Source organism: Campylobacter sp. CNRCH_2015_0814 (genome assembly GCF_025772765.1).
In the GTDB taxonomy this organism is placed as follows: Bacteria; Campylobacterota; Campylobacteria; order Campylobacterales; family Campylobacteraceae; genus Campylobacter_D.
Genome location: NZ_JAKMSR010000001.1, coordinates 183,172 through 209,936, shown reverse-complemented (window position 1 = coordinate 209,936; position 26,765 = coordinate 183,172). Strand labels below are relative to the sequence as shown.

26 protein-coding genes are annotated in these 26,765 nt (G+C 29.3%); 12 read left to right on the top strand and 14 right to left on the bottom strand.

The window, feature by feature from the left end:
* From L8X24_RS01065 to L8X24_RS01055, 3 genes are all read left to right on the top strand, one after another.
* On the top strand, positions 1-843 hold an 843-nt coding region (locus L8X24_RS01065), incomplete at its 5' end, for a WG repeat-containing protein (protein WP_263663245.1).
* Positions 844-918: 75 nt separating this feature from the next.
* Positions 919-1,056, top strand: a complete 138-nt coding sequence (locus L8X24_RS01060) for a hypothetical protein (protein WP_263663244.1) — start codon at positions 919-921, stop codon at positions 1,054-1,056.
* Positions 1,057-1,273: 217 nt separating this feature from the next.
* Complete coding sequence (locus L8X24_RS01055; protein ID WP_263663243.1) at positions 1,274-2,341, top strand: WG repeat-containing protein; 1,068 nt, start codon at positions 1,274-1,276, stop codon at positions 2,339-2,341.
* A 34-nt stretch (positions 2,342-2,375) separates the two neighbouring features.
* Here L8X24_RS01055 and L8X24_RS01050 read toward each other — a convergent pair whose 3' ends face one another.
* A complete protein-coding gene (locus L8X24_RS01050) occupies positions 2,376-4,025 on the bottom strand; it encodes a WG repeat-containing protein (protein ID WP_263663242.1) in 1,650 nt (549 codons plus the stop codon).
* Positions 4,026-4,122: 97 nt separating this feature from the next.
* On the opposite strand from L8X24_RS01050, the gene L8X24_RS01045 reads away from it, so the two are divergent.
* Positions 4,123-4,419, top strand: a complete 297-nt coding sequence (locus L8X24_RS01045; protein ID WP_220568864.1) for a hypothetical protein — start codon at positions 4,123-4,125, stop codon at positions 4,417-4,419.
* Between the two features lie 4 nt (positions 4,420-4,423).
* On the opposite strand, the gene L8X24_RS01040 is transcribed toward L8X24_RS01045, so the two are convergent.
* The 5 genes from L8X24_RS01040 to dnaE form a co-directional block, all read right to left on the bottom strand.
* Positions 4,424-6,658 (bottom strand): DUF262 domain-containing protein, encoded by a 2,235-nt coding sequence (locus L8X24_RS01040; RefSeq protein ID WP_263663239.1) that lies wholly within the window; start codon positions 6,656-6,658, stop codon positions 4,424-4,426.
* Between the two features lie 18 nt (positions 6,659-6,676).
* Positions 6,677-8,038, bottom strand: a complete 1,362-nt coding sequence (locus L8X24_RS01035; protein ID WP_263663238.1) for a DUF262 domain-containing protein — start codon at positions 8,036-8,038, stop codon at positions 6,677-6,679.
* A 27-nt stretch (positions 8,039-8,065) separates the two neighbouring features.
* A complete protein-coding gene (locus tag L8X24_RS01030) occupies positions 8,066-8,893 on the bottom strand; it encodes an SIR2 family NAD-dependent protein deacylase (protein ID WP_263663237.1) in 828 nt (275 codons plus the stop codon).
* Positions 8,894-8,902: 9 nt separating this feature from the next.
* Positions 8,903-9,331 carry a hypothetical protein gene (locus L8X24_RS01025; RefSeq protein WP_263663235.1) on the bottom strand — a complete coding sequence of 143 codons (429 nt, stop codon included), beginning with the start codon at positions 9,329-9,331 and terminating at the stop codon, positions 8,903-8,905.
* 67 nt (positions 9,332-9,398) lie between these two features.
* Complete coding sequence (gene dnaE / locus L8X24_RS01020) at positions 9,399-12,992, bottom strand: DNA polymerase III subunit alpha (protein ID WP_263663234.1); 3,594 nt, start codon at positions 12,990-12,992, stop codon at positions 9,399-9,401.
* Between the two features lie 103 nt (positions 12,993-13,095).
* Between dnaE and L8X24_RS01015 the strand changes: the two genes are divergently transcribed.
* Positions 13,096-13,335, top strand: a complete 240-nt coding sequence (locus L8X24_RS01015; protein ID WP_263663233.1) for a SelT/SelW/SelH family (seleno)protein — start codon at positions 13,096-13,098, stop codon at positions 13,333-13,335.
* Between the two features lie 23 nt (positions 13,336-13,358).
* On the opposite strand, the gene L8X24_RS01010 is transcribed toward L8X24_RS01015, so the two are convergent.
* Genes L8X24_RS01010 through L8X24_RS00985 form a run of 6 tightly spaced genes read right to left on the bottom strand, consistent with a single transcriptional unit; the run spans position 13,359 to position 17,603 of the window.
* A complete protein-coding gene (locus L8X24_RS01010) occupies positions 13,359-13,925 on the bottom strand; it encodes a DJ-1 family glyoxalase III (protein ID WP_214097567.1) in 567 nt (188 codons plus the stop codon).
* Between the two features lie 11 nt (positions 13,926-13,936).
* Positions 13,937-14,809, bottom strand: a complete 873-nt coding sequence (locus L8X24_RS01005; RefSeq protein ID WP_263663232.1) for an N-carbamoylputrescine amidohydrolase — start codon at positions 14,807-14,809, stop codon at positions 13,937-13,939.
* Positions 14,778-15,692 carry a cation diffusion facilitator family transporter gene (locus tag L8X24_RS01000; RefSeq protein ID WP_263663231.1) on the bottom strand — a complete coding sequence of 305 codons (915 nt, stop codon included), beginning with the start codon at positions 15,690-15,692 and terminating at the stop codon, positions 14,778-14,780. The genes L8X24_RS01005 and L8X24_RS01000 overlap by 32 nt, the downstream gene beginning before the upstream one ends.
* Positions 15,689-16,666: an agmatine deiminase family protein gene (locus L8X24_RS00995; RefSeq protein ID WP_263663230.1), complete on the bottom strand. Its 978-nt coding sequence runs from the start codon at positions 16,664-16,666 to the stop codon at positions 15,689-15,691. Before L8X24_RS00995 ends, L8X24_RS01000 begins: the two co-directional genes overlap by 4 nt.
* Before the next feature lie 56 nt (positions 16,667-16,722).
* Positions 16,723-17,004, bottom strand: coding sequence for a hypothetical protein (locus L8X24_RS00990; protein WP_263663229.1), 282 nt, complete (start codon positions 17,002-17,004; stop codon positions 16,723-16,725).
* Positions 17,004-17,603, bottom strand: a complete 600-nt coding sequence (locus tag L8X24_RS00985) for an MBL fold metallo-hydrolase (protein ID WP_263663228.1) — start codon at positions 17,601-17,603, stop codon at positions 17,004-17,006. The genes L8X24_RS00990 and L8X24_RS00985 overlap by 1 nt, the downstream gene beginning before the upstream one ends.
* A gap of 61 nt (positions 17,604-17,664) precedes the next feature.
* Here L8X24_RS00985 and L8X24_RS00980 point away from each other — a divergent pair, with 61 nt between their 5' ends.
* The 5 genes from L8X24_RS00980 to L8X24_RS00960 are packed head-to-tail and all read left to right on the top strand — an operon-like array spanning position 17,665 to position 22,197.
* Positions 17,665-18,405, top strand: a complete 741-nt coding sequence (locus L8X24_RS00980) for an NAD+ synthase (RefSeq protein ID WP_263663227.1) — start codon at positions 17,665-17,667, stop codon at positions 18,403-18,405.
* Complete coding sequence (locus L8X24_RS00975) at positions 18,392-19,330, top strand: tetraacyldisaccharide 4'-kinase (protein ID WP_263663226.1); 939 nt, start codon at positions 18,392-18,394, stop codon at positions 19,328-19,330. The genes L8X24_RS00980 and L8X24_RS00975 overlap by 14 nt, the downstream gene beginning before the upstream one ends.
* Positions 19,305-20,714, top strand: coding sequence for a threonine synthase (thrC, locus tag L8X24_RS00970; RefSeq protein WP_263663225.1), 1,410 nt, complete (start codon positions 19,305-19,307; stop codon positions 20,712-20,714). The genes L8X24_RS00975 and thrC overlap by 26 nt, the downstream gene beginning before the upstream one ends.
* Positions 20,711-21,436, top strand: coding sequence for a 3-deoxy-manno-octulosonate cytidylyltransferase (gene kdsB / locus L8X24_RS00965; protein ID WP_263663224.1), 726 nt, complete (start codon positions 20,711-20,713; stop codon positions 21,434-21,436). The genes thrC and kdsB overlap by 4 nt, the downstream gene beginning before the upstream one ends.
* Complete coding sequence (locus L8X24_RS00960) at positions 21,433-22,197, top strand: transporter substrate-binding domain-containing protein (RefSeq protein ID WP_263663223.1); 765 nt, start codon at positions 21,433-21,435, stop codon at positions 22,195-22,197. Before kdsB ends, L8X24_RS00960 begins: the two co-directional genes overlap by 4 nt.
* On the opposite strand, the gene L8X24_RS00955 is transcribed toward L8X24_RS00960, so the two are convergent.
* Positions 22,194-22,910, bottom strand: a complete 717-nt coding sequence (locus tag L8X24_RS00955; RefSeq protein ID WP_263657867.1) for an amino acid ABC transporter permease — start codon at positions 22,908-22,910, stop codon at positions 22,194-22,196. The genes L8X24_RS00960 and L8X24_RS00955 overlap by 4 nt on opposite strands.
* 248 nt (positions 22,911-23,158) lie before the next feature.
* On the opposite strand from L8X24_RS00955, the gene dsbD reads away from it, so the two are divergent.
* Positions 23,159-24,850, top strand: a complete 1,692-nt coding sequence (gene dsbD, locus L8X24_RS00950) for a protein-disulfide reductase DsbD (protein WP_263663221.1) — start codon at positions 23,159-23,161, stop codon at positions 24,848-24,850.
* A complete protein-coding gene (locus L8X24_RS00945) occupies positions 24,850-25,503 on the top strand; it encodes an MOSC domain-containing protein (RefSeq protein ID WP_263663220.1) in 654 nt (217 codons plus the stop codon). Before dsbD ends, L8X24_RS00945 begins: the two co-directional genes overlap by 1 nt.
* Here the strand turns inward: L8X24_RS00945 and L8X24_RS00940 are convergent.
* Complete coding sequence (locus L8X24_RS00940; RefSeq protein ID WP_263663218.1) at positions 25,496-26,671, bottom strand: NAD(P)/FAD-dependent oxidoreductase; 1,176 nt, start codon at positions 26,669-26,671, stop codon at positions 25,496-25,498. The two genes, L8X24_RS00945 and L8X24_RS00940, sit on opposite strands and share 8 nt — an antisense overlap.
* Positions 26,672-26,765 lie beyond the last annotated feature (94 nt).

The window sequence follows — 26,765 nt, the reverse complement described above, 5'->3', positions numbered from 1 at the left end:
GTTAAGTTTTATGAAAAATGTGGCTATGGTTTTATAGATGAAAAAGGGGAGATAATCATAAATACTGAATATGATAAAATTAGTTATCATAAAGAAGAAGAATTAGTAAAAGTCAAACTTAATGGAAAATGGGGCTTTATAGATAAGCAAGGAAATTTAGTTATAGAAACAAAATATGATGATGCTGTAAGCTTTAACGAAGGTTTAGCTGGAGTTGAGCTTAATGGAAAATGTGGTTTTGTAGACAAGCAAGGAAATTTAGTTATAGAAACAAAATATGATAATGCTTTAAGCTTTAACGAAGGTTTAGCCGAAGTTGAGCTTAATGGAAAATGGGGCTTTATAGATAAGCAAGGAAATTTAGTTATAGAAGCAAAATATGATAAGGTTTGGATTTGTAACGAAGGTTTAGCCGAGGTTGAGCTTAATGGAAAATGGGGTTTTATAGATAAAAAAGGAAATTTAGTTATAGAAGCAAAATATGATGATGCTTTAAGCTTTAACGAAGGTTTGGCCGGAATTAAGCTTAATGGAAAATGGGGTTTTATAGATAAAAAAGGAAATTTAGTTATAGAAGCAAAGTATGATTATGCTTGGGATTTTAGCGAAGGTTTAGCTGTAGTTATGCTTAATGGAAAATATGGATTTATAGATAAGCAAGGAAATTTAGTTATAGAAATAGAGTATGATGTTGTCTTGAATCTTGTTGGTGATTATGAATATGATTACATGGGTTTTGCAGATATAGATGAAAATTGTTGTTATAGTGAGATACTAAAATTTGATACGAATTTATTTTTACTTAAAAAAGGCGAAGAATTAAAACTAAAAAACCTAAATTAATTTAAAATGTTTACGTGCTTGCTTATAATGCAAGCTTATAAAAATTTAGGTTTAATCCAGAATGGAAGCGAAGCTATGAAAAGTTTTGAAACTATGCAAAATATGGATGAAAACAAAAGAAAAGCTCTCCGCCAAGCCTTACTAGAATACTGCAAACTTGATACTTTAGCCATGGTAAAAATTTTAAAACATTTAGAAGAGCTTGTAAAATAATAACTATATTAAAAGCCACTGCTTAGAGTTTTTATATCAATCTCTAAGCAAAAATCATCAAACCAGACAGCAGTAGTCTATAAAAATACATTATAATAAAATATTATATCAATCAAAAAAGGAAAACACATGAAAACAACACTTTTAAAACTAGATAAAAATCTTGCTAATAAAAAATCTATTGTGCAACCAAAATAAAATAATCACAATTTAAACAATGCTCACTACTAAACAACCTAAAAGCATCTTCACATATCAAAACTTTGATATAGAATATCATGGTTTTGGGGTACTAAATGCAAAGAAAATATATTATATAAATTTAAAAATACACAATACAAAAAATCATCATATTGTTTTTAAGTCAATTCTAATTGATTCAAACGCACAATTTATCAAAGAATTAAAAGGAAGTATCAATTCCAAAAGCTTTTATAATGGTTTATTTAGAATATATAATGGAGATGAAAATAGCTTTGTAAATAAAAAAGGAAATATTATAAAAATAAATTTTCCTTATAAAATTGATGAAAATATTACAACACAAACTAAATTTAAAAACATAAAAAAATATAAAGAAAATTTAACAACTATTTGTTTAAAAGATAAATGGGGTTTTATAGATAAAAAAAGGAATTTAATCATAGATGCAAAGTATGATAATGCTTATGATTTTAAGGAAGGTTTGGCTAGGGTTGAACTTAATGGAAAATGGGGTTTTATAGATAAAAAAGGGGAAATTGCTATAGACACTAAATACAATAAAACCAAAGACTTTTTTCAAGGAATGGCTGCAGTTGAAATTGATAATAAATGGGGTTTTATAGACAAAAAAGGAAATTTAGTTATAAAAGCAAAGTATGATTTTATAGATGGTTTAGATGATGATCTAGCTTTTTTCGACATACAAGGTGCTTCAAAAATTGGATTATATTTAATATTAAACAAAGAAAATATCGTGAGTTATTTTCACGATGGATTAGCTTCAATCTTGATTAATAAAAAATTTGGTTTTATAGATAAAAATGAAAAGCTAATTATCAAAGCACAATACGATGAAGTGGGTCATTTTAACAAAGGTTTTGCCAAAGTTAAACAAAGTGATAAATGGGGTCTTATAGATAAAAAAGGAAAGATTATTGTAAAAATCAAATATGATCAAATCATAATACTAGATAACAATCTAATATTAGCAATAAAAGATAAGATAGTTAATATGATAAATTTAAAAATCAAAAAAACCATAAAAATAAATGTTTTAAAATACATTAACTTTGATTGTTAAATGTATTTTAAGTACATTCTTTTAAGATCAAATTTTACTCTTTTGACTCTAGCAACCTTAAAATTCTCCAGCCTATATCCTTGCTTATACATTCAATTTGTCTTTGAGAGAAAGGATTAAGGGTTATTTTTCCGTTGTATTCTAAGTAAAATTTATGTCCATTTTTACTAAGCTCATAAATTCCATTACCCAAATCATTTACATTTTCAAACTGCAAATCAAGCACAAATTCTCCATTTGTGTTAATAAAACCCCATTGATTATCTATACAAACTTGCGCCAAACCTTCTTTAAAATCAAACGCCTCATCAAAATGCTCTTTTATAACAATATTTGCATTTTTATCCACATAAATAAAACCATCACTTGTTAAAACCAAAGCCAAACCACAGCTAAAACAAGACATATACTCATACTCATGCTCACAAAGTATCTCATCATTTTGATTGATCAAAAAATATCTATTGTCTTTTTTTACACTTGCTATGCCTTCGCTAAAGCTATTTGCCTCATCGTATTTTGCTTCTATGATGATATTTCCTTTTTTATTAATATAGCCGTATTTACCATCTTTTTTTACTACAGCTAAACCTTCGCTAAAATTACTCATATCATCGTATTTTGCTTCTATGATGGTTTTTCCTTTTGCATTGATAAAACCCCATTTTCCTGCTACACAAAAGGCTGCTAAATTCTCACTAAAAAACCTAAGCTCATCATACATCACATCGATGATGATTTTGGCATTTTTATCTATAAAGCCGTATTTGTTAGCTATCTTTACACAAGCCAATCCACCAACAAATTCTCCAACTTCATCAAATTTAGCTTTACAAATTAACATCCCGTTTTGATCCATGAAACCAAATTTAGAATTTTCTAAAAACAAAACAAGCTCATCATCAATAATCTTCATAAAATCAAAACTATTCTTACTAAGCTCATTTTTGTTTTTATCTACCAAAGTATATTTAGTCCCTACTCTCACTTTGATCATATCTTTGGCTATAAATTTCACATCCTTATACATAGGATCAAAAACGCAATTTAAATTTACATCAAACAAACCATACAAAAACCCATCAAACACTAGCAAATACTCATCATTTATCAAGCTAATATCATCAAATTTAGCCTCTAAAACAAGCTTTGCAAATTCATTTAAAACTCCGCATTTAACCTTGCCATTAATCTTTTGCTTGTATAAAAATAATCTTTCATTTAGTCTTTTTATACTTAAAAACTCAAAATCACTTAAAAAATTTCCATTCTGATCGATCAATGCAAACACATCGCCTTTTTTGATCTTAAAAAGCTTATCACTAAGTCTTATAATGCCATCATATTCAGTCTTTAAAATGATATTTGCTTGAGTATCTATGATGATATTTTCATTTCCTTGTCGCAAAAGCGCATAATCATTTACAAAACTACAAACATCATCATATATAAGATCCACTACCACCTTAGCCTTAGTATCTATAAAACCCCATTTGTCATTTATCATAACACCTGCTAAATTTTGACTAAAATTTAAAACCTCATCATATAAAAAATCACAAATTAATTCTCCACTGCTATTTATAAAGCTATACTTACCAGCTTTTTTTACCGCCGCAAAGCCATTACAAAAATCTCTTACATGATCAAATTCATCATCAATAATAATCCTAACTTCTTTCATCACTTTCCTTTGTAAAATGAAATTATATTAGAATTTTATAGACTAAGATTGTCTATAATTTATGCTAGAATATCATTTTAAAAATATGGAAGAAAAAATGAAAAAGAAAAAAATACCAAGTCAGGTTCCATTTAGTTTTGAAGATTCTCCCTTTGAAAGCAAAGAAGAGTATCTAGAATTTATCAAAAACATGCCTAAAATAGCTACTTTAGATAAGGCTTTGATAAAAAAATCAAGAGAGAAAAATTTAGCAAATAAAGCCATTTCTTACATACAAAGAAAAACTAATCTAAGCTATAACAATGCTAAAATTTTAAAAGATATCTTATCAAAAGAGTATTTTCGTAAGATAAGAAGCAAAAACAAAGTCTTTGCTAAATTTATGAAAAGATAAAGCCTTAGGCTTTATCTTGTTTGCTTTTAAACGATTTTTTTAAGATTCCTAACATTTGTTCTTTGTGTGTTTGTGCATTACCAAAAGTCCAAGCAATTTCATCATTATCTTTAGCTAGCGCATATATAAGCCATAGTTTTAAAGATATAACTGCTTTTTTATTATCCATATATCTTTTTTGAAAATCTCTATACTTACTTGGCACATCTTGGTTATTCAAAGATGAGTTAAAACTAGAGCTAATAAGAGCTAAATTTCCAAAATTATCTATTTTTTCATTAGTCCAATCATTCTCATTTGCTTTGCTTTGTGCTTGCACATGCTCTATGGAATTTAAGCTTCTAAAATAGAAATTATCAAATTTTTTCTTATCCATTTCTTTACCACATATTTTAACTTTATCGCCATTAACTTCAGCATTTTTCCACAAATAATACTCCAAACGATAAAACCAATAATGCAAAGTTGCTGTTCCTCGATCTAAGTTTGGAATTTTTACTTCATTAGTATTAGTAAAAATACATTCATCATTATTGCTTAAATTAACAAGAACTTCATTAGAAATTTCCAATAAATCTTTTTTCTCTCCATTTTTTTCTGCTTCTTTTGCTTGCTCTTTAACTTCTGTGTTTGCTTGCTCTTTGGCTAAAGATGTATCTAAATTTTCAAGGAAAGATATTGGATTTTTTTGAATAATATTTTTACCATTTGTGATAAAACCATAAAAATTAATGTTATCATTTATTTGTATTTCACTAATTATATTTTTATCATCACTTAACTCATCAAATGAAAAGTTCAATTTGATCTCTTTATCCAAAAATTTCAAAAACGGAGTAAGCCAGTGATGATGATTATTAGACATACCACTTCTTGCTACGCGTAGATAGTTTTGCACCATAGCAAGATCAGGCATAACATTAGAATCTTCGCTGATTGTGTATGTACTATATTTTTTAGTTAATCTTCTAATCTTATAAGAATTTTCCTCATCATCTTGACTTTTAATAACAAAATAATCAAATAAAATTCTATATTTTAAAAGATTTTCTATGAATTTTTTAGTGTTTTCTTTTTTTTCTATTGTTATAATCTCTAAAAGCTTATTTTTATCTATAGTAACATCACTAGCTTTTTTCAAATAAGTAAGCTTATAAACATGCAATAAAAAAGTAGGAAAATCTACTATGGATTTAAATTTAAATTCATCTTCATCATCATCTTTTTTTGTAATTTTTTGTTGGTTATTTCCTATAATACACTCAATAGTATTTTCATTTCCACTACTTTCATTTAGCTTAGTATTTTCATCTCCACCACTTTCATTTGAGCTAGAAATCTTTCTATCGCTAGCTTTTTGAAAGATATAATTATCCATTTGTGAGCAAATATCCCATATATGAGCATAAAAAGCTCTTTCGTTTTCATTAATATTTGAAAGCAGTCTTGCTTTTAAAATTTCATGTTTTTCTAGTTGTTTGCCGCGGTTATTCATACGGATAAAAAAGCGGTTTAAGTCAGTATTTTCGGCTAATTCTACAAAAACAAATTTTACATTACTATAAATAAATTTAGAAAATTCAGAAAATTTATCAATATTTTCTTCAATATTTTCTTCAATATTTTCTTCAATATTTTCTTCAATATTTTCTTCAATATTTTCTTCAATATTTTCTTCAATATTTTCTTCAATATTTTCTTCAATATTTTCTTCAATATTTTCTTCAAACCAATTTACTATAATTTCTAAAGCTTGTGGTATGTTTTGGCATATATCCTGTGGAAATTTTTTAATTTCTTGTAAAAAAATATCATTTTTTCTCTCATTATTTTGATTATCTTTACAAAATTTAGCAAATTCTTTTAGAACTTCTTCTTCTTTTTCTCTTATAGGCATGGAGATTCTAAGTTTATCACTTTGCATTATAAATTCTTTCCACTTTGGCTGATCGCTTGGATTTTTATAAGAAAGAAAAAATCCTATCAAAAACAAAGTTGTTAAGCGTTGTTGGCCATCTATGAGTAGGTATTTATCATCTTTTTTACTTACTACTACATTGCCGATAAAGTATTCTTTATTCTTATCTTCATAAAATTTAGTTTTTATATCATTAAGTAAGGTTTGTATTTGCTCTTTATCCCACTCATATAGTCTTTGATAAGGTGGAATTTCAAAAAAGATCTTATTATTATCCTTTACCACTTCACTAATATTTTTAATATTTACTTTATTACTCATTGTTTATACCTTTATTTTTTATTTTTTTACATAATGTGATGGGATGTTTTTATATAGAGCATCTTCACCTTGATAGTATTTTTCAACAATTTTTACATAATCACCTCTTCCACCATCTAATTTTTGTGCTGATTTTCTTTCTTCTTCATTTTTTATAGCTATAAAATCAAGTAAATTTTGCTCTAATTCCTCTTCAAAAGATACAAAATACACTTTTTCTAAAAATTCCAAAGCATAATTATTTTGAGTAGCTCTAGAAATACTTAAGCCATAAACTCTTAAACTAAAAGCAGCTCTTGCAAGCAAGGCTAAGAAATAATCACTATTGCCATTTGGAAATTTAGAAAAATAAATCATCACAGCAATGGCATAAATGTATTTATTATAAATAAATCCTGTGTAATATATTTCATCTAGCTCTTGGTATAAAGCATAATTTGATAACTTATCAAAAAACTCATTGTATTTAAACAAATACTCGAAAAAATCTACCCCATTAGCAAAACTACTTAAAACCCCTAAATCTTCCTTACTATAAAGGAATTTATCACTAAAAAATTCTTTACAAAACTCTTCATATATTTGTTCTGTTTTAATTTTATCTACTCTAATGTTTTTATGTTTTAACCATGTTCTAGCAGGTGCTAAAAGCTCATCAAATAAAATAGTGATTTTTCTTTCATCTTTTGCAAGATTTTCAAATTTCCTTGCATAATAATCTAGCATACTACCTTGATTTTTCTCTAAAGAATGCAAATGAAAAGCCTTTATAAGATCGTATGATTTTAAGCCTTTTCCTTTTGAATTTGCACTATCAAAAAACAAAAACGCATCATCTACATTTGGAGCTAAAACGCAGATAAATTCTATATTCTCTAAAAGAAAATCTAAAAACTTGCCTTTTTTATCACTATAACTTTCAAAATAAGCTTTTATATACTCGTAATTTTCTTTGATATGATATTTTGACTCATTATGAGAGTATTCAACATTATTTAAAAAATTACATTCACATAAAACTCTTAAAATCAAAGCCAAGGTAGTAAGGCGTTGTTGGCCATCTACTATATTAAATTCATTATCTTTCTGTTGTTGGTCATCTGCTATGTTGAGCTTATTTTCTGTATTTCCCTTATGCAATATCAAACTTCCTAAAAGATATTTTTGGTTTTTATCTATTTGTTCGCTTATATCTTTTAAAAGAATTTTAACTTGCTCTATACCCCAAGCATAAGGGCGTTGATAATCAGGTATGTTTAAAGAAAAACCTTCTTTTAAAAATATATCTGTTTTTTGAGCATTTTTATTATCCACTTTACCCTGCACCAACTCATTCAAACTCACAATGCAAGATTTTACTTCTGTATTTTCACCACTCATTTATAGCCTTTCTAAATTTTAAGCTTATTATATCAAGCTATCTATCATTTCCAAAGCTTCCAAAGCTTTCATCTTAAGTCCTATGCCATTTCTAAAAAACTTTGGAAAATCACACTCATTTGGATTGATCCTTAAAAGTGTTCTAGCTTTGCTTTTTTTACAAAAATCCTCGCCAAACATACGCATACTAGGCACAGCTTTACCAGCTCCAAGCTCTATAAGCAAGATGTTTTTATCCTCTAAGGGTTTAAGCCAGTTTTTATAACTTTGCTTTTGTAAAAAATAACGACTATCATTAAAACTACCATCATTAAACATCAAGATATTTGGCCTTGCCAAACCTTGACATCTAGGACATTTTGGCAAAGATAAGGCTTTGAAATTTTCCATATCTATATCTAATTCCTCTTGCATTTGCCAGATCAAATCACCACATGCATAATTAAAACATTGTAAATAATTTATATTTCCATGAAATTCATAAATTTTATTCTCATCAAAGCCAGTCTTTTTAAAATGCCCATCTACATTAGTCGTAACGACATAATAATCTTGTTTGCTTTTTGCAAGTTTTAAAAGTATTTCATAACCTTTATGTGGCTTAGTATCTTTGTATAATTTAAATCTATGCCCATAAAAAGCCCAAGCAAGCTGTGCGTTTGTATAAAAATTTGTAGGATTAGCCATGCGTTCAAAGTCTATGCCTAGTTTTTGCAAATGCGGATAAGCTCTCCAAAAACCTTCTTTTCCTCTAAAATCAGGCAAACCACTATCTACTCCCATGCCAGCTCCAGCTGTGATGATGATTACCTCTGCTTTGTCTAAAGCTTCTTTTATATGAGTTTGTATTTGCATTTTTTACCTTTAAAAATTTTCATAATCAAATTTCCTAGCCTCATGTAGCTCTTTAGCTACTTCAAGACTCATTTCCCAAAAAACTGCATTCATAGATTTTGGCATGCAGTTTTCATCTTCGTATTTTTTGTTTATAGCCTTATAAACCTCATCATTTTCCTCACAATCAACAGCAAGACTACCTAAATAAGGATACGACAAATACCCCACCGGAGCCGTATCAAATACCATAGTTAGTTTTGTTTTTGGAAAATTTTCTTTCATAAAAGCTAAAAATTCATCTCTAGCTTTGCAATCTGTCTTGTCTTTATCAAACAAATCACTATGTTTTGTTTTATTGACATGAAAATCATTGTTTGGAGTGTTAAAACACATCCAAAAAGATTTTTTACCTTTTTGGATGGTATAATCTTGAATAGTTTCAATCGCTAAAGCCATTTTTCATCCTTTTTATATTGTATTAATATAATTATACTATATAAAATGGACTTTTAGTGTCTATATTTTAACCTTTACATTTTTGAGCTATCACATCCATAGCTTCTTGTGAGAGAACAAAATTTGTATGATAAAGCAAGCAACTACCCATATCAAGTACTTTTAATACAAGCTTTTTGTTATTAGTATCTTTTGGATTGTGCCTTGTATTAGCTAGATCATAAATTTCATACACCATATCTTTACTAAGCTTGTTAATATCAAGTTCTATGATATTTTCTTCAAATTTCATAGGCTCTTGCGTAAATTCTTCTTTGTTTTCTTTTTTTGTAAAGCTTTTTTTCTTACTAAAAGATTTTAGCTCATTTTCCTTTGCTTCTTCTAGGGTGTAAATTTCATTTAGACTAAAGCTTAAGTCATTGTCATTGTTTTTATATCTTAGTAAAAAGGCAAAGGCTTCATCCTTGCTTTCTTTAAAAAGTGCTTCAACTTTTTCTACTTGGGCTTCAAAGATAATCATATCAAAAGTAGAATAAAAGTCTAAAACCACAGCCTTAGCATATCTTTTACCGCTTTTACTCATCATCGATTTAAAATCTTCAATCTTCCCTACAACCAAAAGCTCACCTTCGCCTTTGAGTGTTTCAAAATCCATACTTTTAAAATACTCTATACCTTCTATTTGACTTGCAAATTTATCCAAAGGATGACCTGATACATAAATTCCTAAGATTTCTTTTTCATAGCCTAGTTTTTCCATTAGTTCAAATTCGATTTTACTATCATGAAGCCCTACTTTGATATCTGCAGCTATTTCCTCTTCTCCAAAAAGCGAAGCAGTAGAGTTTCTTTTAACTTCAGCAATTTTCCTACTTGTTTCTGAAATAAGCTCAAGATTATCCACCAAACATTTTCTAGTATAGCCAAACTCATCGAAAGCACCTGATTTAGCTAAATTTTCTATGGTTTTTTTATTAATCTTAGTTGGATCAATAGAGCTTATAAAATCATCAAAATCACTAAAGCCCTCTTCCTTGCGAATAGCCATGATATTTTCTATCGCAGGAATTCCCACACTTTTAATCGCTCCAAGCCCATAAATAATAGCTTCAGAACCATCTTCAAGCTTAGTTGCGCTAAATTCTCTTTGGGCTTTATTGATACTTGGTGGCAAAAGTTTGATGTTCATTCTTTTCATCTCTTCAATGTATTTTGCAACCTTATCTACATTGCTTTCTTCGCTTGTTAAAAGCGCAGCCATAAACTCACTTGGATAATAAGTCTTTAAATACGCTGTTTGAAAGGTTATAAGTGCATAAGCAGCCGAGTGAGATTTGTTAAAACCATATTCAGCAAATTTCAAAATAAGCTCAAACAAATCATCAGCCTTTTTCTCATCATAGCCTTGTTTTTTAGCGCCTTCTAAATACTCTGCTTTAAGATTATCCAAAATTTCTCTTTTTTTCTTACCCATAGCACGGCGCACATTATCAGCCCCACCCAAAGAAAAACCACCGATTTTTTGCACTATTTGCATAACCTGCTCTTGATAAACTATAACCCCATAAGTATTTTCAAGTATAGGTTTTAAATCTTCAAATGCATAAGCTGCAGCCTTTCTACCATGCTTGATATCGATAAAATCATCCACCATCCCACTATCAAGTGGACCTGGTCTATATAAAGCTAAAACCGCGATTAAATCTTCAAATCTTTCAGGCTTTAACCTAGCATTCAAACTTTGCATACCGCCTGATTCTATTTGGAAAATACCCAAGGTATTACCACTTTGTATGGTTTTATAAACCTTAGGATCATTCATATCAATCTTTTCCCAAATCACATCTTTACCATAACGCTTTTTTACTAGCTTAATCGCATTATCAATCACTGTAAGAGTTTTTAAACCCAAGAAGTCAAATTTGATTAAATCTACATCTTCAAGATATTCTTTAGAATACTGCGTTACCAAATGACGCTCATCGTTTTTGCTTTGTCTAAAAAGTGGAGCTTTATTCCACAAAGCTTCATTAGATATCACAACTCCGGCTGCGTGCATACCTGCGTTTCTATTTAAACCCTCTAATGCTTTAGCAAAGTCCCAAACCTGACGTCCTTTTGGATGAGAATTTACAAATTCAGCGATTTTTGGTTCTTGCTCATAAGCTTTTTCTAAAGTGATTTTTAGTTCTTCAGGAACTAATTTTGCCAAAGCATCCGCATCAGGTATGCTCATATCACAAACCCTAGCCACATCACGGATTACTCCCTTTGCTAAAAGCTTACCAAAGGTAATGACTTGTGCAACCTTTTCAGCTCCGTATTTATCAATAACATAATCAATCACTTCCCCTCTTCTATCTTGACAAAAATCCACATCAATATCGGGCATTGATACACGCTCAGGATTTAAAAATCTCTCAAAAAGAAGATTATAAGGTATAGGATCTAAATCTGTAATTTTCAAACAATACGAAACCAAACTCCCCGCAGCACTCCCACGCCCTGGGCCAACTGGTATATCTTTTTCCTTAGCTGCAGCAATAAAATCATGAACGATTAGCATATAACCTGAAAATTTCATATTTTTAATAATACTAATTTCTAAATCAAGTCTATCTTTATACTCTTGGTGTTTACTCTCATCGATAAATTGAAGTCTTTCTTCTAAGCCCTTTTTACAAAGATACTCAAAAACTATATCATCATTATCAAAGCTAAATTCTTGATCTTCTTGACTTAAACTTAAGCCATATTTTTTTGCATATTCACGGGTAAATTTAAAATTTGGTGGGGTAGGATCGCCTAGTTTTAATTCTAGATTGCATTTATTAGCTATTTCTTGAGTGTTTTCAATGGCTTCAGGAATATCAGCAAAAAGTTCACTCATTTGCTCTGGTGTTTTTACATAAAACTCATGCACTTCATGTCTTAAACGCCCTGGATCATCAAGCTTAACCCCCATAGCTATACACATAAATACTTCATGTGCAGCTGCTCTTTCTTTAAAAGTATAATGCGTATCATTGGTTGCGATGATTTTTATATCAAGCTCTTTAGCAAGTTTGATGATAGAATCATCGATAAATTTTTGATCATCAATACCATGACGCATAATCTCAAGGTAAAAATCATCTCCAAAAACCTTTTTATACCAAAGCGCAGCTTCTTTTGCGCCTTCATAACCTTTTGCGCCAAATTTTAAATTTCTTTCATTTTTGGTATTTAAATGCCAATTAACCTCACCTTGCAAACACGCAGACGAGCAAATCAAACCCTCACTATGTGCTTCTAATAGCTTTTTGTTAATCCTTGGGTAATAATATAAACCATGTATATAACTTTGTGAGCTCAAATACATCAAATTTTTATAACCAATTTCATTTTTAGCAAACAAACAAATATGAAAGCGTTGTCTTGAGCTTTTATCACTTAAATCATCATGATTATGCAAATACGCTTCAAGCCCTATGATAGGTTTAATCCCTTCAGATCTCATTGTTTTATAAAAATCAATAGCCCCAAACATATTTCCATGATCAGTCATAGCAACACTTGTTGCACCTTGAGCTTTTAGCGTTTTAGCAAGCTCTTTGAGTTTATTTGCTCCATCAAGTAAAGAATATTCTGTGTGTAAATGTAAATGTGTAAATTGGCTCATATTTTCCCTTGTATTTTTTTATTATTATAAAAAAAAACCTTAAATTTAAAACTTACAAGCATAAAAAATGTATAATAACTTACTTTCAAAAAAGGAGTAAAAAATGGAAGTAAAAATTTATTATTGTAATCTTTGAAATTACAAACCACAAGCTGCAAGGGTTGCAGAAGAAATACAAAATGAATTCAAAGATGCGCAAATTTCTACCATAGAAAAAGGTGGTGGTCATTTTATAGTAGAAGTAGATGGCAAAATCATTTACTCTAAAAAAGACTTGTTTAACTGCGAAGTAGATAGATTTCCTCATGAGGGTGAAATCATCAAGCTTATGAAACAAATGTAAGCTAAACCCTCATTAGCGAGGGTTTATTTTGTTAAAGGAACAAGCATACCTTCATAAAGTTTTTGATAAATTTCTTCTGAGCATAAATGCTTAGCAAGCTCCAAACCAAATAAAATAGCCGTAGCAGGCCCAGCTGCTGTGATGACATTTTCATTTACCACAACTGCTTTATTTACCCTAGTTCCTTCAATACCTACTTCACAACCAGGATAGCAAGAAAACTCTCCATTAATCACCCCTGCTTTTGCTAACACCATAGGTGAAGCACAAATAGCTGCTACGATTTTTTTCTTAGCATGTAAGTCTTGTATGATTTTTATGATAGCCTGATTGTTTTTTAAATTCATCATACCTTCAAATCCACCTGCCAAAGCAATTGCGTCTAAATTTTCTTGATCAACACTAGCTAAACTCACATCAGCCCTTATGCAAATTCCATTAGCACCTTGTACCAAAAGCTCATCATCTAGTGAAGCAATAATTACTTCTAAATTTCCACTAGCTTCTCCTGCTCTTTTTAAAACATCAGCTATACCTATAAATTCAGCTTCTTCAAAACCCTTTGCCAAAGGCACTAAAACTTTTTTCATTTTTCCTCCTTTTAGTCAATAAATCTTTTATTTAATTCATGAAAATACTCTATGCGTCTATCGCGTAAAAATGGCCACCATCTGCGTACATTTTCACATCTTTGCATATCAATTTCAATGATTTTACAAAGCTCTTGTTTATCATCGGCTCTAAAAAGCTCTTCACCTTGAGCCCCAAAGACAAAAGAATTTCCCCAAAATCTTATGCCATCTTCCACACCGCTTTCATCTTTTTCAAAACCCACTCTATTAATAGCTACTACAGGTAAGCCATTAGCTATAGCATGGCCTCTTTGCACACCCATCCAAGCTTCAAGTTGTCTTTGTTTTTCTTCTTTTTCATCCTTATCAAACCAACCAATAGCAGTAGGATAAATCAAAATTTGTGCTCCTTTTAAAGCCATTAACCTAGCAGCTTCAGGATACCATTGATCCCAGCATATTAAAACCCCAAGTTTTCCAACACTTGTTTGTATAGGTTCAAAACCCAAATCACCTGGAGTAAAATAAAATTTTTCATAAAAACAAGGATCATCAGGTATGTGCATTTTGCGGTATTTGCCTGCTATGGAGCCATCTTTTTCAAATACCACACTAGTATTATGATAAAGCCCTGCGCTTCTTTTTTCAAATAAAGAAGTTACCAAAACAACTTTATTTTCCCTAGCTACATTAGACCAAAACTTAACATCTTCTTCATAGTCATTTGCTAAATCAAAAAAATCTGTATTTTCACTTTGACAAAAATACTGCGTTTGATGAAGTTCTTGCAAGCATACAAGCTCAGCCTTTTCTTTTGCTGCTTGTTTGATAAGTTCGCATGTTTTTTCTATAGTTTTTTCTTTATTTTGTTTAAATTCTTGCTGTATGAGTGCTAATTTCATTTTTACTCCTTTCTTCTTCTGAATCATCATAAGGGTCTAAGTGTATATGGATATTCCAAAAATCATCTTTAAAATGCTCCCTTATACTATCTTCAATCTCATCACCGATTTTATGAGCTTTTAAAAGTGATATTGTAGGTTCAAAAACTAAATGCACACTAACATAAAGTATATCAGGGCTTTTTCTAGTTTTTAAATGATGAAAGCTTTTGACTTCTTTATTTGCACTTATAATTTGTTTAATCACTTCAACTTGTTCTTTATCAATTGCCACATCTAATAAAATTTTAGAACTTTCTTTGATGATTTTAAAAGCTGAAAAAATCGTATATAAACTTATAGCTATACCAAATAATCCATCAATAAAATGATAATTTGTAAAAGCTATAATCACAAGTGCTAAAAGCGTTAGAGCATTAGTTAAAAAGTCTATTTTATAGTGCAAGCTATCAGCTTTTATAATCAAGCTTTTTGTTTTTTTAGCAACATAATTTAAAAAAACCACCAAACACAAAGTTACAGCCATGGCAAAGGCCATGATAAAAATTCCAAGATCAAGTTTTTCTACACTTTCTTGATTGTGAATTTTCAAAACACTCTCATAAAAAATATAAACCCCAATCCCGCTAATAACAAGACCTTCAAAAAGCCCCATTAAAGCTTCAATTTTACTAAGGCCAAAATTATATTCTTTACTAGATCCTTGAGAGCTTTTTTTCAAAGCTAAAAAATTTAAACCCGAAATCACACAATCAAGTAAAGAATCAATCGCACTAGAAAGCACCGCAACAGAACCTGAAGCTAAACCTACTATAAATTTAACAATAGCTAAAAAAATAGCACATACACTTGCAATGATGGTTGCGCTTTTTTGCAAATTCATCTTTGACCTTCATAGCGGTTTTGACAAGAACAATGCAAAGAACCATTTTGTCTTAAAAACACTCTTGCATCAACCCCTACTACTTTTCTATCTTTGCATGCTTTTTGTAAATTTTCTAATACCAAAGCATCGTTTTCATCATTATAAGTTGGCACTATCAAGCCACCATTAACAAAAACAAAATTTGCATAAGTAGCACCAAGCCTTTTACCTTCAAAATACAAAGGCTTAGGCAAAGGAAGTTCTAATAAATCAAACCCTGTTTTTTTAAGTTCTCCCTCCATAGCTTTTAAGGGCTTATAATGCTCATCGTTTTCATCTTTACACACACAATAAGCAATGGTTTTTTCATTGATAAATCTTGCTAGAGTATCTATATGATGATCAGTATCATCACCTTTTATATAACCATGATTTAACCATACAATTTGTTTTAAGCCAAAAATTTCTTTTAACTTAGCTTCAATTTGCTCTTTATTTAAATGGGAATTTCTATTTTCATTTAACAAACAAGCACTCGTTGTAAGCATTACTCCTTGCCCATTAAAATCAATACTCCCACCTTCTAAGATAAAATCAATTTTTTCTAATTTTCCAGATAATTTTTGCGCAAAAAGTTTTGAATTTACCGCATTATCTAAAGTGCTTTGAAATTTATCGCCCCAAGCATTAAAAGTAAAATCAAGCCCTATAGTTTTATCATCTTCAAGCACATCAATTGCACCAAAATCTCTAATCCAAGTATCATTAGTATCACACTTAAAAAAATCAACGTTTTTTATATGCTTAAATCTTTGAAAGTCTTTTTCACTTGGCGCTATAAGTAAAACTTTTTGAAAATTTGCCACAGCTTTAACAAATTCTTCATAGCTTTGTAAAATCTCTTCTAAATAAGGCTTCCAATCGCTATTTTCATGAGGCAAGGAAAGTAAAAGTAGCTCTTGTTTTTGCCATTCTGCTATGCTTTTTCTCATTTTGATACCCTTTTTGATAATTAAAAAAGTATTTTAACATTTTTAATGATAGTTTTTTACTCTTTTTTTAAAACCCAAGCAAAATACCATATCGCAAAAGATAAAAACAAAATCATAAAAAGCTTTTTATCATACACTCCAAAACCAATATAAAGCACAGAATACATAAAACCAAAACTTCCTGCATAAATGCAAATTCTACTCATTAAACCATTTTCCACCGCTCTAAAACATGGGCATTTGTGAAAAAATTTCTTTTTTGTTTCTTTAGGTTTAAAAAAACTCAAAACCGCACTTAAAATCAGCAAAAAACTTAAAAAATATAAAACCTTATCCATTAGTGAAAATACCTTAACCAAGCAGGAATTGCTTTTTGTTCTTCTTTTAAAGTGCTTTCTTCTCCATGCCCTGGAAGTAATCTAAAATCTTTTTCATAAGCTAAAACTTTCAATAAACTCTCTTTCATCTTAGCTGCATCTGAGTAAGGAAAGTCCCATCTGCCAATACTACGGTAAAATAAAAAATCTCCACTAAAAAGCACATCTTCACCCACAAGTTCTATCATGCAACACCCTGGAGTATGCCCTGGGAAATGATGAAATTTAAACTTAAACTCATCTATACTAAATTCATTTTCATTTTCTATCAACACATCAGCATTTGAATGTTCAAAACCATAATTAAAAGGATCTTTTAGCATAAAAGCATCATCTTTATGGATAAAAAGTGGAATTTCATAAACCTTTTTAACTTTAGCATTATCATAAACATGATCATAATGACCATGAGTATTTAAAATAGCTAAAGGTTTGCTTGCGTTTTCTTTGATAAACTCATAAGCATTTTCACCTGGATCGATGATAATTTGCTTGTTATTATGATCTATAATATAACAATTTGTTTCATACATTCCGCATGGTTGTTTTAAAATACGCATATAAACTTCCTTTTAACTAAATCAAATATAATTTTAAAAAATTAATATTTAAAGATTTTTTATGAATTATACAAAATTACAAGAATTATTGATCAATTTTATAAAAGAACAAGCAGGGGATAAAAATCTCATCTTAGGTTTAAGTGGTGGGATAGATTCAGCTTTAGTAGCTCATCTTTGCAAAAAAGCAATAGGTGAAAAACTTTTTGTGCTTTTAATGCCTACAAAACATTCTAAAAAAGAAAATTTAGATGATGCATTAATGCTTTGTAAAGATTTGCAAATTCATCATAAGATTATTTATATTGATGAAGTACTTTGTGCTTATGAAAAAATTTGTCAAGACTTAAACCCTTTACGCTTTGGAAATTTAGCTGCAAGAGTGCGTATGAGTTTGCTTTATGATTATTCGGCTTTACACAATGCATTGGTAGTAGGCACTTCTAATAAAAGCGAACTTATGCTTGGTTATGGAACTATTTATGGGGATTTAGCTTGTGCTTTTAACCCTTTGGCTACGCTTTATAAAAGTGAAGTTTTTGAGCTTGCTAAATTTATGGGTGTGCATGAAAATTTCATACAAAAAGCCCCTAGTGCTGATCTTTGGCCAAATCAAAGCGATGAAAAAGATCTTGGCTATAAATATGAAGTTTTAGATGAAGTTTTAAAAGCTTTAGAAAACAATCAAAGTTTGGAAAATTTTGATGAGAATTTAAAAAATTTAGTCTTAGAGCGTGTGCAAAATAATGCCTTTAAAAGAAAACCTCCAACAACATTAAAGAATACATATGACTTGGCTTGATCGCTATTTTTTTAAACCTAATTTTTTGCAAAAAACTCTAGCCTTTTTACTTTTACCTTTTAGCTTTTTATATATGATTATAGCGATTTTAAATACTAAATTTAAAAAAGAACTTGATTTTAATTTACCCATTATAAGCATAGGTAATCTAACCCTAGGAGGCAATGGAAAAACTCCTATTTGTAAAGCTATAGCAGCTGAGTTTGAAAATTGTTTTATCATCTTAAGAGGCTATAAAAGACAAAGCAAAGGCTTAATCATCGTTAAGCATAAAGATGAAATTTTGTGCGATATTAAAGAAAGTGGTGATGAAGCTATGGAATATGCACTTACAAAGTACATTAGTGGAGTGATAGTAAGCGAAGATAGGGTTAAAGGCATACAAAAAGCTATCGAGCTTGGAGCAAAAATCATACTTTTAGACGATGCTTTTTCTAAATTTCACATTAAAAAACTTAATATTTTATTACAAAGTAAAGATGAGCCTTTTTTTGATTTTACCCTACCTAGCGGGGCTTATCGTTTGCCAAAATCTTTTACTAAAAGGGCTGATTTTATAGCTAAAGAAAATGAAGATTTTGTGCGTTATTCTCATGTAAAAGAAAACCAAAAAGCTATTTTAATAAGCTCTATTGCAAAGCCTTTTAGATTATATGAGCATTTTATTAAAGCTAGAGCTTGTTATTTTTTTGCTGATCATTACACTTTTCAAAAAGAAGAATTAGAAAAACTTTTAAAAAAACACAATTGTGATACCTTAATGCTAACCTTTAAAGACTATGTCAAGGTAAAAGATTTTGGCTTTAAAACAGAATTAATTCATCTTGATATTATTTTAAAAGACAGCTTTAAGCAAATTTTGCAAGATTATATTGATAAATTTAACAATAAGGAAAAAAATGTTACTACACTCAACCCAAGATAAAAATCACCAAGTAAGCTTTTCAAAGGCCTTACTTAGCCCTAGTGCACCTAATAATGCTTTATATGCACCACTTAATCTACCAAAGCTTGATAATGAAGCTTTAAAAAATTTAAACTACAAAGAATTAGCTTTAAAAATTATCGCAGCTTTTGATTTTGATTTAGAGCCTGAAGTTTTTGAAAAAGCTTTGAAAATTTATGAGAGTTTTGATGATAAAACCTGCCCTGTTCATTTAAGAAAAATTAATGATAAGCTTTATATTAATGAATTATTTCATGGGCCAACAAGAGCTTTTAAAGACATGGCATTGCAACCTTTTGGCGTGCTTTTGGAATACTTAAAAAAAGATGATGATTTTTTAATCATATGTGCTACAAGTGGCGATACAGGACCTGCTACGCTAAAAAGCTTTGAAAATAAAAAAGGCATAAAAGTAGTTTGCATTTACCCAAATGAAGGCACAAGTAAAACTCAAGCTTTACAAATGACACACTCAAATGCAAGCAATTTAAAATCCATAGCCATTGAAGGTAATTTTGATGATGCACAAAATGCCCTAAAAACACTTTTAAATGATGAAGATTTTAAAAACACCTTAAAAGAAGAAAAGTTAAGTCTAAGTGCTGCAAATTCAGTTAATTTCGGAAGAATACTTTTTCAAATCATCTATCATTACTATGCTAGTTTAAAAATCGATAAAACAATAGACATTATTGTGCCGAGTGGAAATTTTGGCGATGCTTTGGGGGCTTATTATGCTAAAAAAATGGGAGCAAATATAGGTAAAATTAAAATTGCTTCCAATTCAAACAATATCTTAAGTGAGTTTTTTAATACAGGTAAATACGATTTAAGAAACAAAAACTTACAAAAGACTATTTCCCCTGCTATGGATATACTCATATCATCAAATATAGAAAGATTGCTTTTTGATAAATTCAAAGATGAACGCACCAAAGAACTTATGCAAGCTTTAAAGAATGAAAAATATTATGAGCTTAGCCAAAAAGAACTAGAGCTTTTACAAGAAGACTTTGAAGCTGATTTTTGCAATGATAATGAGTGTATGCAATATATCAAACAATACAGCCACTTAGGACTTTTAGATCCTCACACTTGCACTTGCTTTAAAATGCTTGATTCTAACACCACTACGCTTATTACTTCCACAGCACAATGGAGTAAATTTACTCCGAGTATGTATCAAGCAATTTATAATAAAGAATGCCAAGATGAACAAGCTTGCATGCAAGAACTTGCAAAAGAATTTAAACAAGAAATTCATCCAAATATCGCAAGCTTATTTACAAGCGTACAAAAGCAAAATCAAGTTTGCAAACTCAAAAATCTAAAACAAACTATTATAGAATGGATAAAACAATGATTATCATACCAGCAAGATTAAAATCAAGTCGTTTTGAAAATAAAATTTTATGTGAGATTGATAATTTACCTATGTTTATTTATACAGCTAAAAAAATGCAAGAAGTTGATGAAGTGTGCGTGGCACTTGATGATGCAGAGGTTTTAAAAATAGCACAAAAACACAATATAAAAGCAGTTTTAACAAGTAAAAATCACGAAAGTGGCACTGATAGAATCAACGAAGCTTGTCAAATTTTAAAACTAAATGAAAATGAGCTAATCATTAATGTCCAAGCTGATGAGCCTTTTATAGAAACACAAAATATTAAAGATTTTAAAGAATTTAGCCAAAAAGCTTTTGAAGATGAGCTTTGTTTTATGAGTAGTTGTTACAAAGAAGTAGATGCAAAAGCTTGTGATGATCCAAATTTGGTTAAAGTAGTTACTGATAGTAATGATTATGCTTTATATTTTTCAAGATCTAAAATTCCTTATGAAAGGGCAAATTATAAACAAAATTTTAAAGCCCACCTTGGAATTTATGCATACAGGGTTAAAAATTTACAAGAATTTTGTACTTTGAAAAATTCAGCTTTGGAAGAATGTGAAAAATTAGAGCAATTAAGAGCCTTAGAAAATGGCAAAAAAATCAAAATGTTAAAAATACAAAGTCAAAGCATAGGTATAGATACAAAAGAAGATTATGAGAAAGCTTTGGTTAAATTTGGAGTTAAAAAATGAAAAAAATACTTTTTTTACTAAGCTTGTTTTTTACACTTCATGCAAAAGAATTAATCGTAGGTATGGAGTTAGCCTACCCTCCTTTTGAAATGAGTGATACCAAAGGTAATCCAAGTGGTATTAGTGTAGAGTTTTTACATGCCTTTGCCAAAGAAAAAAACTATGATTTAAAAATCCAAAACATAGCTTGGGATGGACTCATACCTGCTTTAAGAACCCAAAAAATAGATCTAATCATGTCTTCTATGAGTATAAGTGATCAAAGAAAAAAAGTAATAGATTTTACCTTGCCTTATGCCAAGGCAAATTTAGCGATATTAAGTGTTAAAAAATCAAATATTAATTCCATAGAAGATTTAAATCAAAAAGGAAAAATCCTTGCCTTAAAAAGAGGTTCAAGTGCGCATTTATATGCTCAAAAAAATCTTAAAAACGCAAAAATCCTAGTATTTGATAAAGAAAATGCAGCTATTTTAGAAGTTATTCAAGCAAAAGCTGATGCTTTTATTTATGATCAAATGAGCATTTATAAAGCATGGAAAAAACATCCTGAGCAAACAAAAGCTATTTTTACCCCTTTTGAAAAAACACCTGAGCAATGGGCCATAGCTTTAAATAAAAATAATACCAAATTAAAAGAAGAACTCAATGATTTTATTTTAAAATCTAAAGAAAATGGTCTTTTTGATAAACTAAGTCAAAAATACCTCAAAGATATGCAAGAAATTTTCAAAGAACAAAAGCTTGAGTTTTTCTTTTAAGAAAAACTCTTTTCAAGCTTTCTTGAAAACATAGAAATAGGTAAAGTTAAAACCAAATAACAAAGTGCCAAAGGAATGTAAATTTCTAAAGTAGAAAAGGTAAAAGCATTGATTTCTTGAGCATTTTGAGTTAATTCTGAAATGGCTATAACGCTTAAAAGAGAACTATCTTTAATTAAATTACTAAGCTGTCCGCTTAGTGGTGCTAAGATATTTTTTAAAGCTTGAGGAAAAATCACGCTTTTATAAATTTCAAACTCACTCAAACCCAAAGCTTTAGCACTTTCATATTGCATTTTATCAACACTTAAAATCCCTGCTCTAAATATCTCACAAATATAAGCACTAGCAAATAAAGCTAAAATCAAAACTCCACAAACATAACGATTATCAAGCCCTAAATTATCCGCAAAAATATAATAAATCAATAAAATTTGCACTAGCAAAGGTGTGCCTCTAACAAGCTCTATAAAAACTCTTGCAAACATATTAAAAAGCACAATTTTACAAAGACTCATATAGCATAAAATCAAAGCAAAAATCACACCTACAATCAAAGACAAAACACTAATAAAAAAACTCGTAAAAAAACCCTGTATCATTTTGTCTTTATATTCATAAATTGCCCCAAAATCAAAATTATAACTAGCGCTTAAAAAAGATAAATAAAAAAATAAAAACAATAAAAAAACCAACAAAAAAGCATTAACCATATATACTTTTAAAGTAATTTTTTTATGCTCGTTAAATTTATTGTGTACTAAAAAAATACTATTCAAAAATTTCCTTTATTATGATTTCAAATATAGCAAATAGCAGCTAAATTTCACTAAATATTAAGATTGTTAAAAATTGGAATTTTAGTTTATAACAAACTCCTTAATTTAGGATAATTATTAACTTAAATTTACCACAAATAAGTAAAATAAAACAAATTTAACTTATAGTTTCAAGGAGAAAAATGCGTTTTTTAGCGGTATTTTTTATTTTTTTAAATTTAGCTTTTGCTAATAATGGAGTATTATCACTCAATGAAGCTTTTAAACTCAATACTCACAGCAACAATCAAGGAATTTTTTTAAAAATCAATCTTGCAGACAGAATTTATCTTTACAAAGATCAAATCAAAGTAGAATTAGATTCAAATGACATTACTTCTTTATTAAATTTCCCACAAACTCAAACTAGAGAAAACAAAGAGGTAATCTTTAGTCAACTTGAACTTTTTATACCTCAATTATTATTAGATGATTTTGTTAAAAATAACAAAGCAAAACTTTCCTTAGCTTATCAGGGTTGCTCAGAAGAAGGTTTATGCTATCGTCCTGTATATGTAAATTATGAACTTAATAAACAAAATGGATTTTATACTATAAAATCCGCTAAAGATCAATTTAAAAAGCAAAATGAAGATGAGCAAATTGCTAATGATTTAAGCACACAAAATATATTTATCACGCTTTTAACTTTTTTTGGTTATGGCTTGTTATTAGCACTTACTCCTTGTATTTTACCAATGATACCTATTCTTTCTTCATTAATCGCAATGAAGCTCAAAGATAAACCATCTAAAAAATATAGCTTTTATTTATCTTTTATCTATGTCTTTTTTATGTCTTTAGCTTATGCTATAGCAGGTGCTTTAGTAGGTCTTGCAGGAGCTAATGTACAAGGTTTATTACAACAACCTTGGATTATTATTGCTTTTGCAGGTATTTTTGTATTGCTCTCACTTTCTATGTTTGGCCTTTATGAATTACAACTACCACTTAAATTTCAAAATTTTATTAATAAAAAAATAGAAGGCAAAAACGGGGTTTTTGGTATAGCTATCATGGGCTTTTTATCAGCTCTTATTGTAGGACCTTGCGTGGCTGCACCTTTAGCAGGGGCTTTGCTTTACATTACTAATAGTGGCGATGTATTTTTAGGAGGACTTTCTTTATTTGTGATGAGTTTTGGTATGGGCATGCCTTTACTTTTAATAGGACTTGGAGGAAGTTTTTTAAAAAGCGGAGCTTGGATGCTTAAGATAAAGATTTTTTTTGGTTTTATCATGCTCATCATGGCAGTTTGGATGCTAGAAAGAATACTTAGCGCAAATATCATTTTAATGCTTTATGGGATTATAGGGGTATTTTTTGCTAGCTTTATGGGGCTATTTGATGAAGCAAATACTAATTTTGATAAATTTAAAAAAGCAAGTATGATTTTAATTTTAGCTTATAGTTTAAGTCTAATTTTAGGCGGCTCAATAGGTTCAAAAAGCTTACTAAAACCTCTTGAGTTTAACCTTGCTTCAAAAGAAAATAGCTCTAGTTTAAGTTTTAAAACCATTAAAAACTTAAAAGAACTTAAGCAAGAATTGCAAAATTCTACCAAACCGGTTATGCTTGAATTTACAGCTACTTGGTGTGAAAACTGCAAACTTTTAGAAGAATATACTTTTACAGATACGAAAGTACAAAATTTGCTTGCTAATTACACGCTTTTAAAAGCAGATGTAACACATAATAGTCAAGAAGATTTAGCTCTTATGAAAGAATTTGGAGTTTTTGGGCCTCCTGTAATGATATTTTTTAACAAAGGTGAGGAAAAAGGACGTATTATAGGCTATGTAGATGCAAATGATTTTTTAAGTAAAGTTCCTTGATGAGTTCTATTAAATCTTTGCAAATTGGCAAAATCAAAAACTATAATAAATTTCACTCAGCATTTATCAAGGATATTTATTTAAATTCTTTGCAAATTTATACAGATTATATTCTTGATAATGAAATAGCTGATAAAATTCATCATGGAAATTTAGAAAAAGTTGTTTTTGCAAATAGTGTGCAAAACTATACTTTATGGAATAATTATTTAAATAAATACTTAAATTTTGGAGAAATGGGAGAGAACTTAAGTATTGATGGTTTAAACGAATATAATGTTTGTTGTGGAGATATACATGAGATAGGTACTTGTATTTTGCAAGTAAGTCAACCGCGCAAGCCTTGTTTTAAAATTTCTAGCATACACAATCACTTAAATTTCACTCAAGAAATTTTCAAAAGTGGAAGAACTGGATGGTATTATAGAGTCTTAAAAGAAGGCATAATAAACAAAAATGACAAAATCAAAATCTTACAAAAAGATGAAACTAATTTAAGCATTATGGAGTTAAATCAATTATTTTTTAATCCTTTTAAAAATTCAAATTCTTTAGAAAAATTAGAAAAAATTTCCACCCTAGCAAAAGGATGGAAAGAGAGTATTCAGGCTAGATTAAATCACACTTATGATGATTCTTATATGTTTATTTAAAAAATCCTTTTATCCCTATAAGCTGATACTGCCATAGTTTTTCTATAAAAATTTTAAGTTTTATTGCCAAAAAACCACTAATTGGCTTATGCAAAACTGTGCCAACTGCATAATCATTTCCGATTGAACAAACGGTATTTCCACTTATAAAAGAAAATTCTTGCTTAAATTCTTTCTCACCAATCATAGTCATTAAAGCTTTGGCTACATAAGCTCCTTCTCTTAATGCAAGCTGGGCTGTTGGAGGATAAGGAGTGTTGGTTTTAGGATTTTTAAATAAACTATTATCACCTATAAAAAAGTATTTTGATGGATTTTCAACATTTAAAGGATGCATGAAAGCATCTACTTCTATACGCGATCTTGCACTTGGAAAATCAGAGCTATTTTCTATAACGCTATTACCCCTAACCCCTGCAGTCCAAATGATAGTATTAGCTTTAACAAATTCTCCCCCATCAAGTCTTATACCATTTTTTTCACATTCTATGATTTTAGATTTTTCATATACTTTTACACCAAGCGCTTCTAGTCTTTGCTTTGCTTTTAAAGCCAAACTTTTATCAAACATAGGTAAAATTTGATCCATAGCTTCGATAATAGAAAGCTCTAATTTCTCATAAGCAATTTGCTCTTTTTGGCAAAAGAATTTAAGCTCTTTAGCTAAAGAAGCTATAAATTCAACCCCACTTAAGCCCCCACCACAAACTGTAATTTTTAAATCATCTTCATTTTGGGTGGTTTTATAATTTTTTATTTTCTCATATATTATTTCATTAATTTTTAAAGCATTTTCATAATTGTCTATACTCAAAGCATATTCTTGCATACCTTTAATACCAAAAGTTTCTTTAGCAAAACCAAGCCCACATACTAAAATATCAAAGTCAAATTCATTATTTTTAGTAAAAACTTTGTCTTTAGAAATTTTTAAAACTTCATCTTGGATAAAGTTAATTTTTGGATTTAACAAAGGCAAAAGATCATATTTTGAACTATAAATATCTTCATTGGAAGCTACTTTGTGTAGTAAAATAGTATGATAATGATAAGAATTGTTATTAATTAAACTCACTTGTGCTTTTTCAAAAAACTCATCAGATAAGGCTTTTATAGCCGATAAAGTAGCATATCCTGCACCTAAAAACAAAATTTTCTTTTTTTGCATGGATTTTCCTTTAATTTGATAAAAAAATAAATAAAAATTTGGCATAATGGTATTATTTTTTATCTTAAAATATTTTTTATTTAAATTTAGCAAG

Bases quoted from the DNA above. Each gene is read 5' to 3' on its own strand.
- L8X24_RS00995 (WP_263663230.1), bottom strand. From the start codon at position 16,666: ATGAGAAAAAGCATAGCAGAATGGCAAAAACAAGAGCTACTTTTACTT.
- dnaE (WP_263663234.1), bottom strand. From the start codon at position 12,992: ATGAGCCAATTTACACATTTACATTTACACACAGAATATTCTTTACTT.
- L8X24_RS01055 (WP_263663243.1), top strand. From the start codon at position 1,274: ATGCTCACTACTAAACAACCTAAAAGCATCTTCACATATCAAAACTTT.
- L8X24_RS01060 (WP_263663244.1), top strand. From the start codon at position 919: ATGAAAAGTTTTGAAACTATGCAAAATATGGATGAAAACAAAAGAAAA.
- thrC (WP_263663225.1), top strand. From the start codon at position 19,305: ATGTTACTACACTCAACCCAAGATAAAAATCACCAAGTAAGCTTTTCA.
- L8X24_RS00945 (WP_263663220.1), top strand. From the start codon at position 24,850: ATGAGTTCTATTAAATCTTTGCAAATTGGCAAAATCAAAAACTATAAT.
- L8X24_RS01005 (WP_263663232.1), bottom strand. From the start codon at position 14,809: ATGAAATTAGCACTCATACAGCAAGAATTTAAACAAAATAAAGAAAAA.
- L8X24_RS00955 (WP_263657867.1), bottom strand. From the start codon at position 22,910: ATGGTTAATGCTTTTTTGTTGGTTTTTTTATTGTTTTTATTTTTTTAT.
- kdsB (WP_263663224.1), top strand. From the start codon at position 20,711: ATGATTATCATACCAGCAAGATTAAAATCAAGTCGTTTTGAAAATAAA.
- L8X24_RS01000 (WP_263663231.1), bottom strand. From the start codon at position 15,692: ATGAATTTGCAAAAAAGCGCAACCATCATTGCAAGTGTATGTGCTATT.
- L8X24_RS00990 (WP_263663229.1), bottom strand. From the start codon at position 17,004: ATGGATAAGGTTTTATATTTTTTAAGTTTTTTGCTGATTTTAAGTGCG.
- L8X24_RS00985 (WP_263663228.1), bottom strand. From the start codon at position 17,603: ATGCGTATTTTAAAACAACCATGCGGAATGTATGAAACAAATTGTTAT.
- L8X24_RS01050 (WP_263663242.1), bottom strand. From the start codon at position 4,025: ATGAAAGAAGTTAGGATTATTATTGATGATGAATTTGATCATGTAAGA.
- L8X24_RS00975 (WP_263663226.1), top strand. From the start codon at position 18,392: ATGACTTGGCTTGATCGCTATTTTTTTAAACCTAATTTTTTGCAAAAA.
- L8X24_RS00940 (WP_263663218.1), bottom strand. From the start codon at position 26,671: ATGCAAAAAAAGAAAATTTTGTTTTTAGGTGCAGGATATGCTACTTTA.
- L8X24_RS00960 (WP_263663223.1), top strand. From the start codon at position 21,433: ATGAAAAAAATACTTTTTTTACTAAGCTTGTTTTTTACACTTCATGCA.
- L8X24_RS01035 (WP_263663238.1), bottom strand. From the start codon at position 8,038: ATGAGTGGTGAAAATACAGAAGTAAAATCTTGCATTGTGAGTTTGAAT.
- L8X24_RS01010 (WP_214097567.1), bottom strand. From the start codon at position 13,925: ATGAAAAAAGTTTTAGTGCCTTTGGCAAAGGGTTTTGAAGAAGCTGAA.
- L8X24_RS01030 (WP_263663237.1), bottom strand. From the start codon at position 8,893: ATGCAAATACAAACTCATATAAAAGAAGCTTTAGACAAAGCAGAGGTA.
- L8X24_RS01025 (WP_263663235.1), bottom strand. From the start codon at position 9,331: ATGGCTTTAGCGATTGAAACTATTCAAGATTATACCATCCAAAAAGGT.
- L8X24_RS01040 (WP_263663239.1), bottom strand. From the start codon at position 6,658: ATGAGTAATAAAGTAAATATTAAAAATATTAGTGAAGTGGTAAAGGAT.
- L8X24_RS01045 (WP_220568864.1), top strand. From the start codon at position 4,123: ATGAAAAAGAAAAAAATACCAAGTCAGGTTCCATTTAGTTTTGAAGAT.
- L8X24_RS00980 (WP_263663227.1), top strand. From the start codon at position 17,665: ATGAATTATACAAAATTACAAGAATTATTGATCAATTTTATAAAAGAA.
- dsbD (WP_263663221.1), top strand. From the start codon at position 23,159: ATGCGTTTTTTAGCGGTATTTTTTATTTTTTTAAATTTAGCTTTTGCT.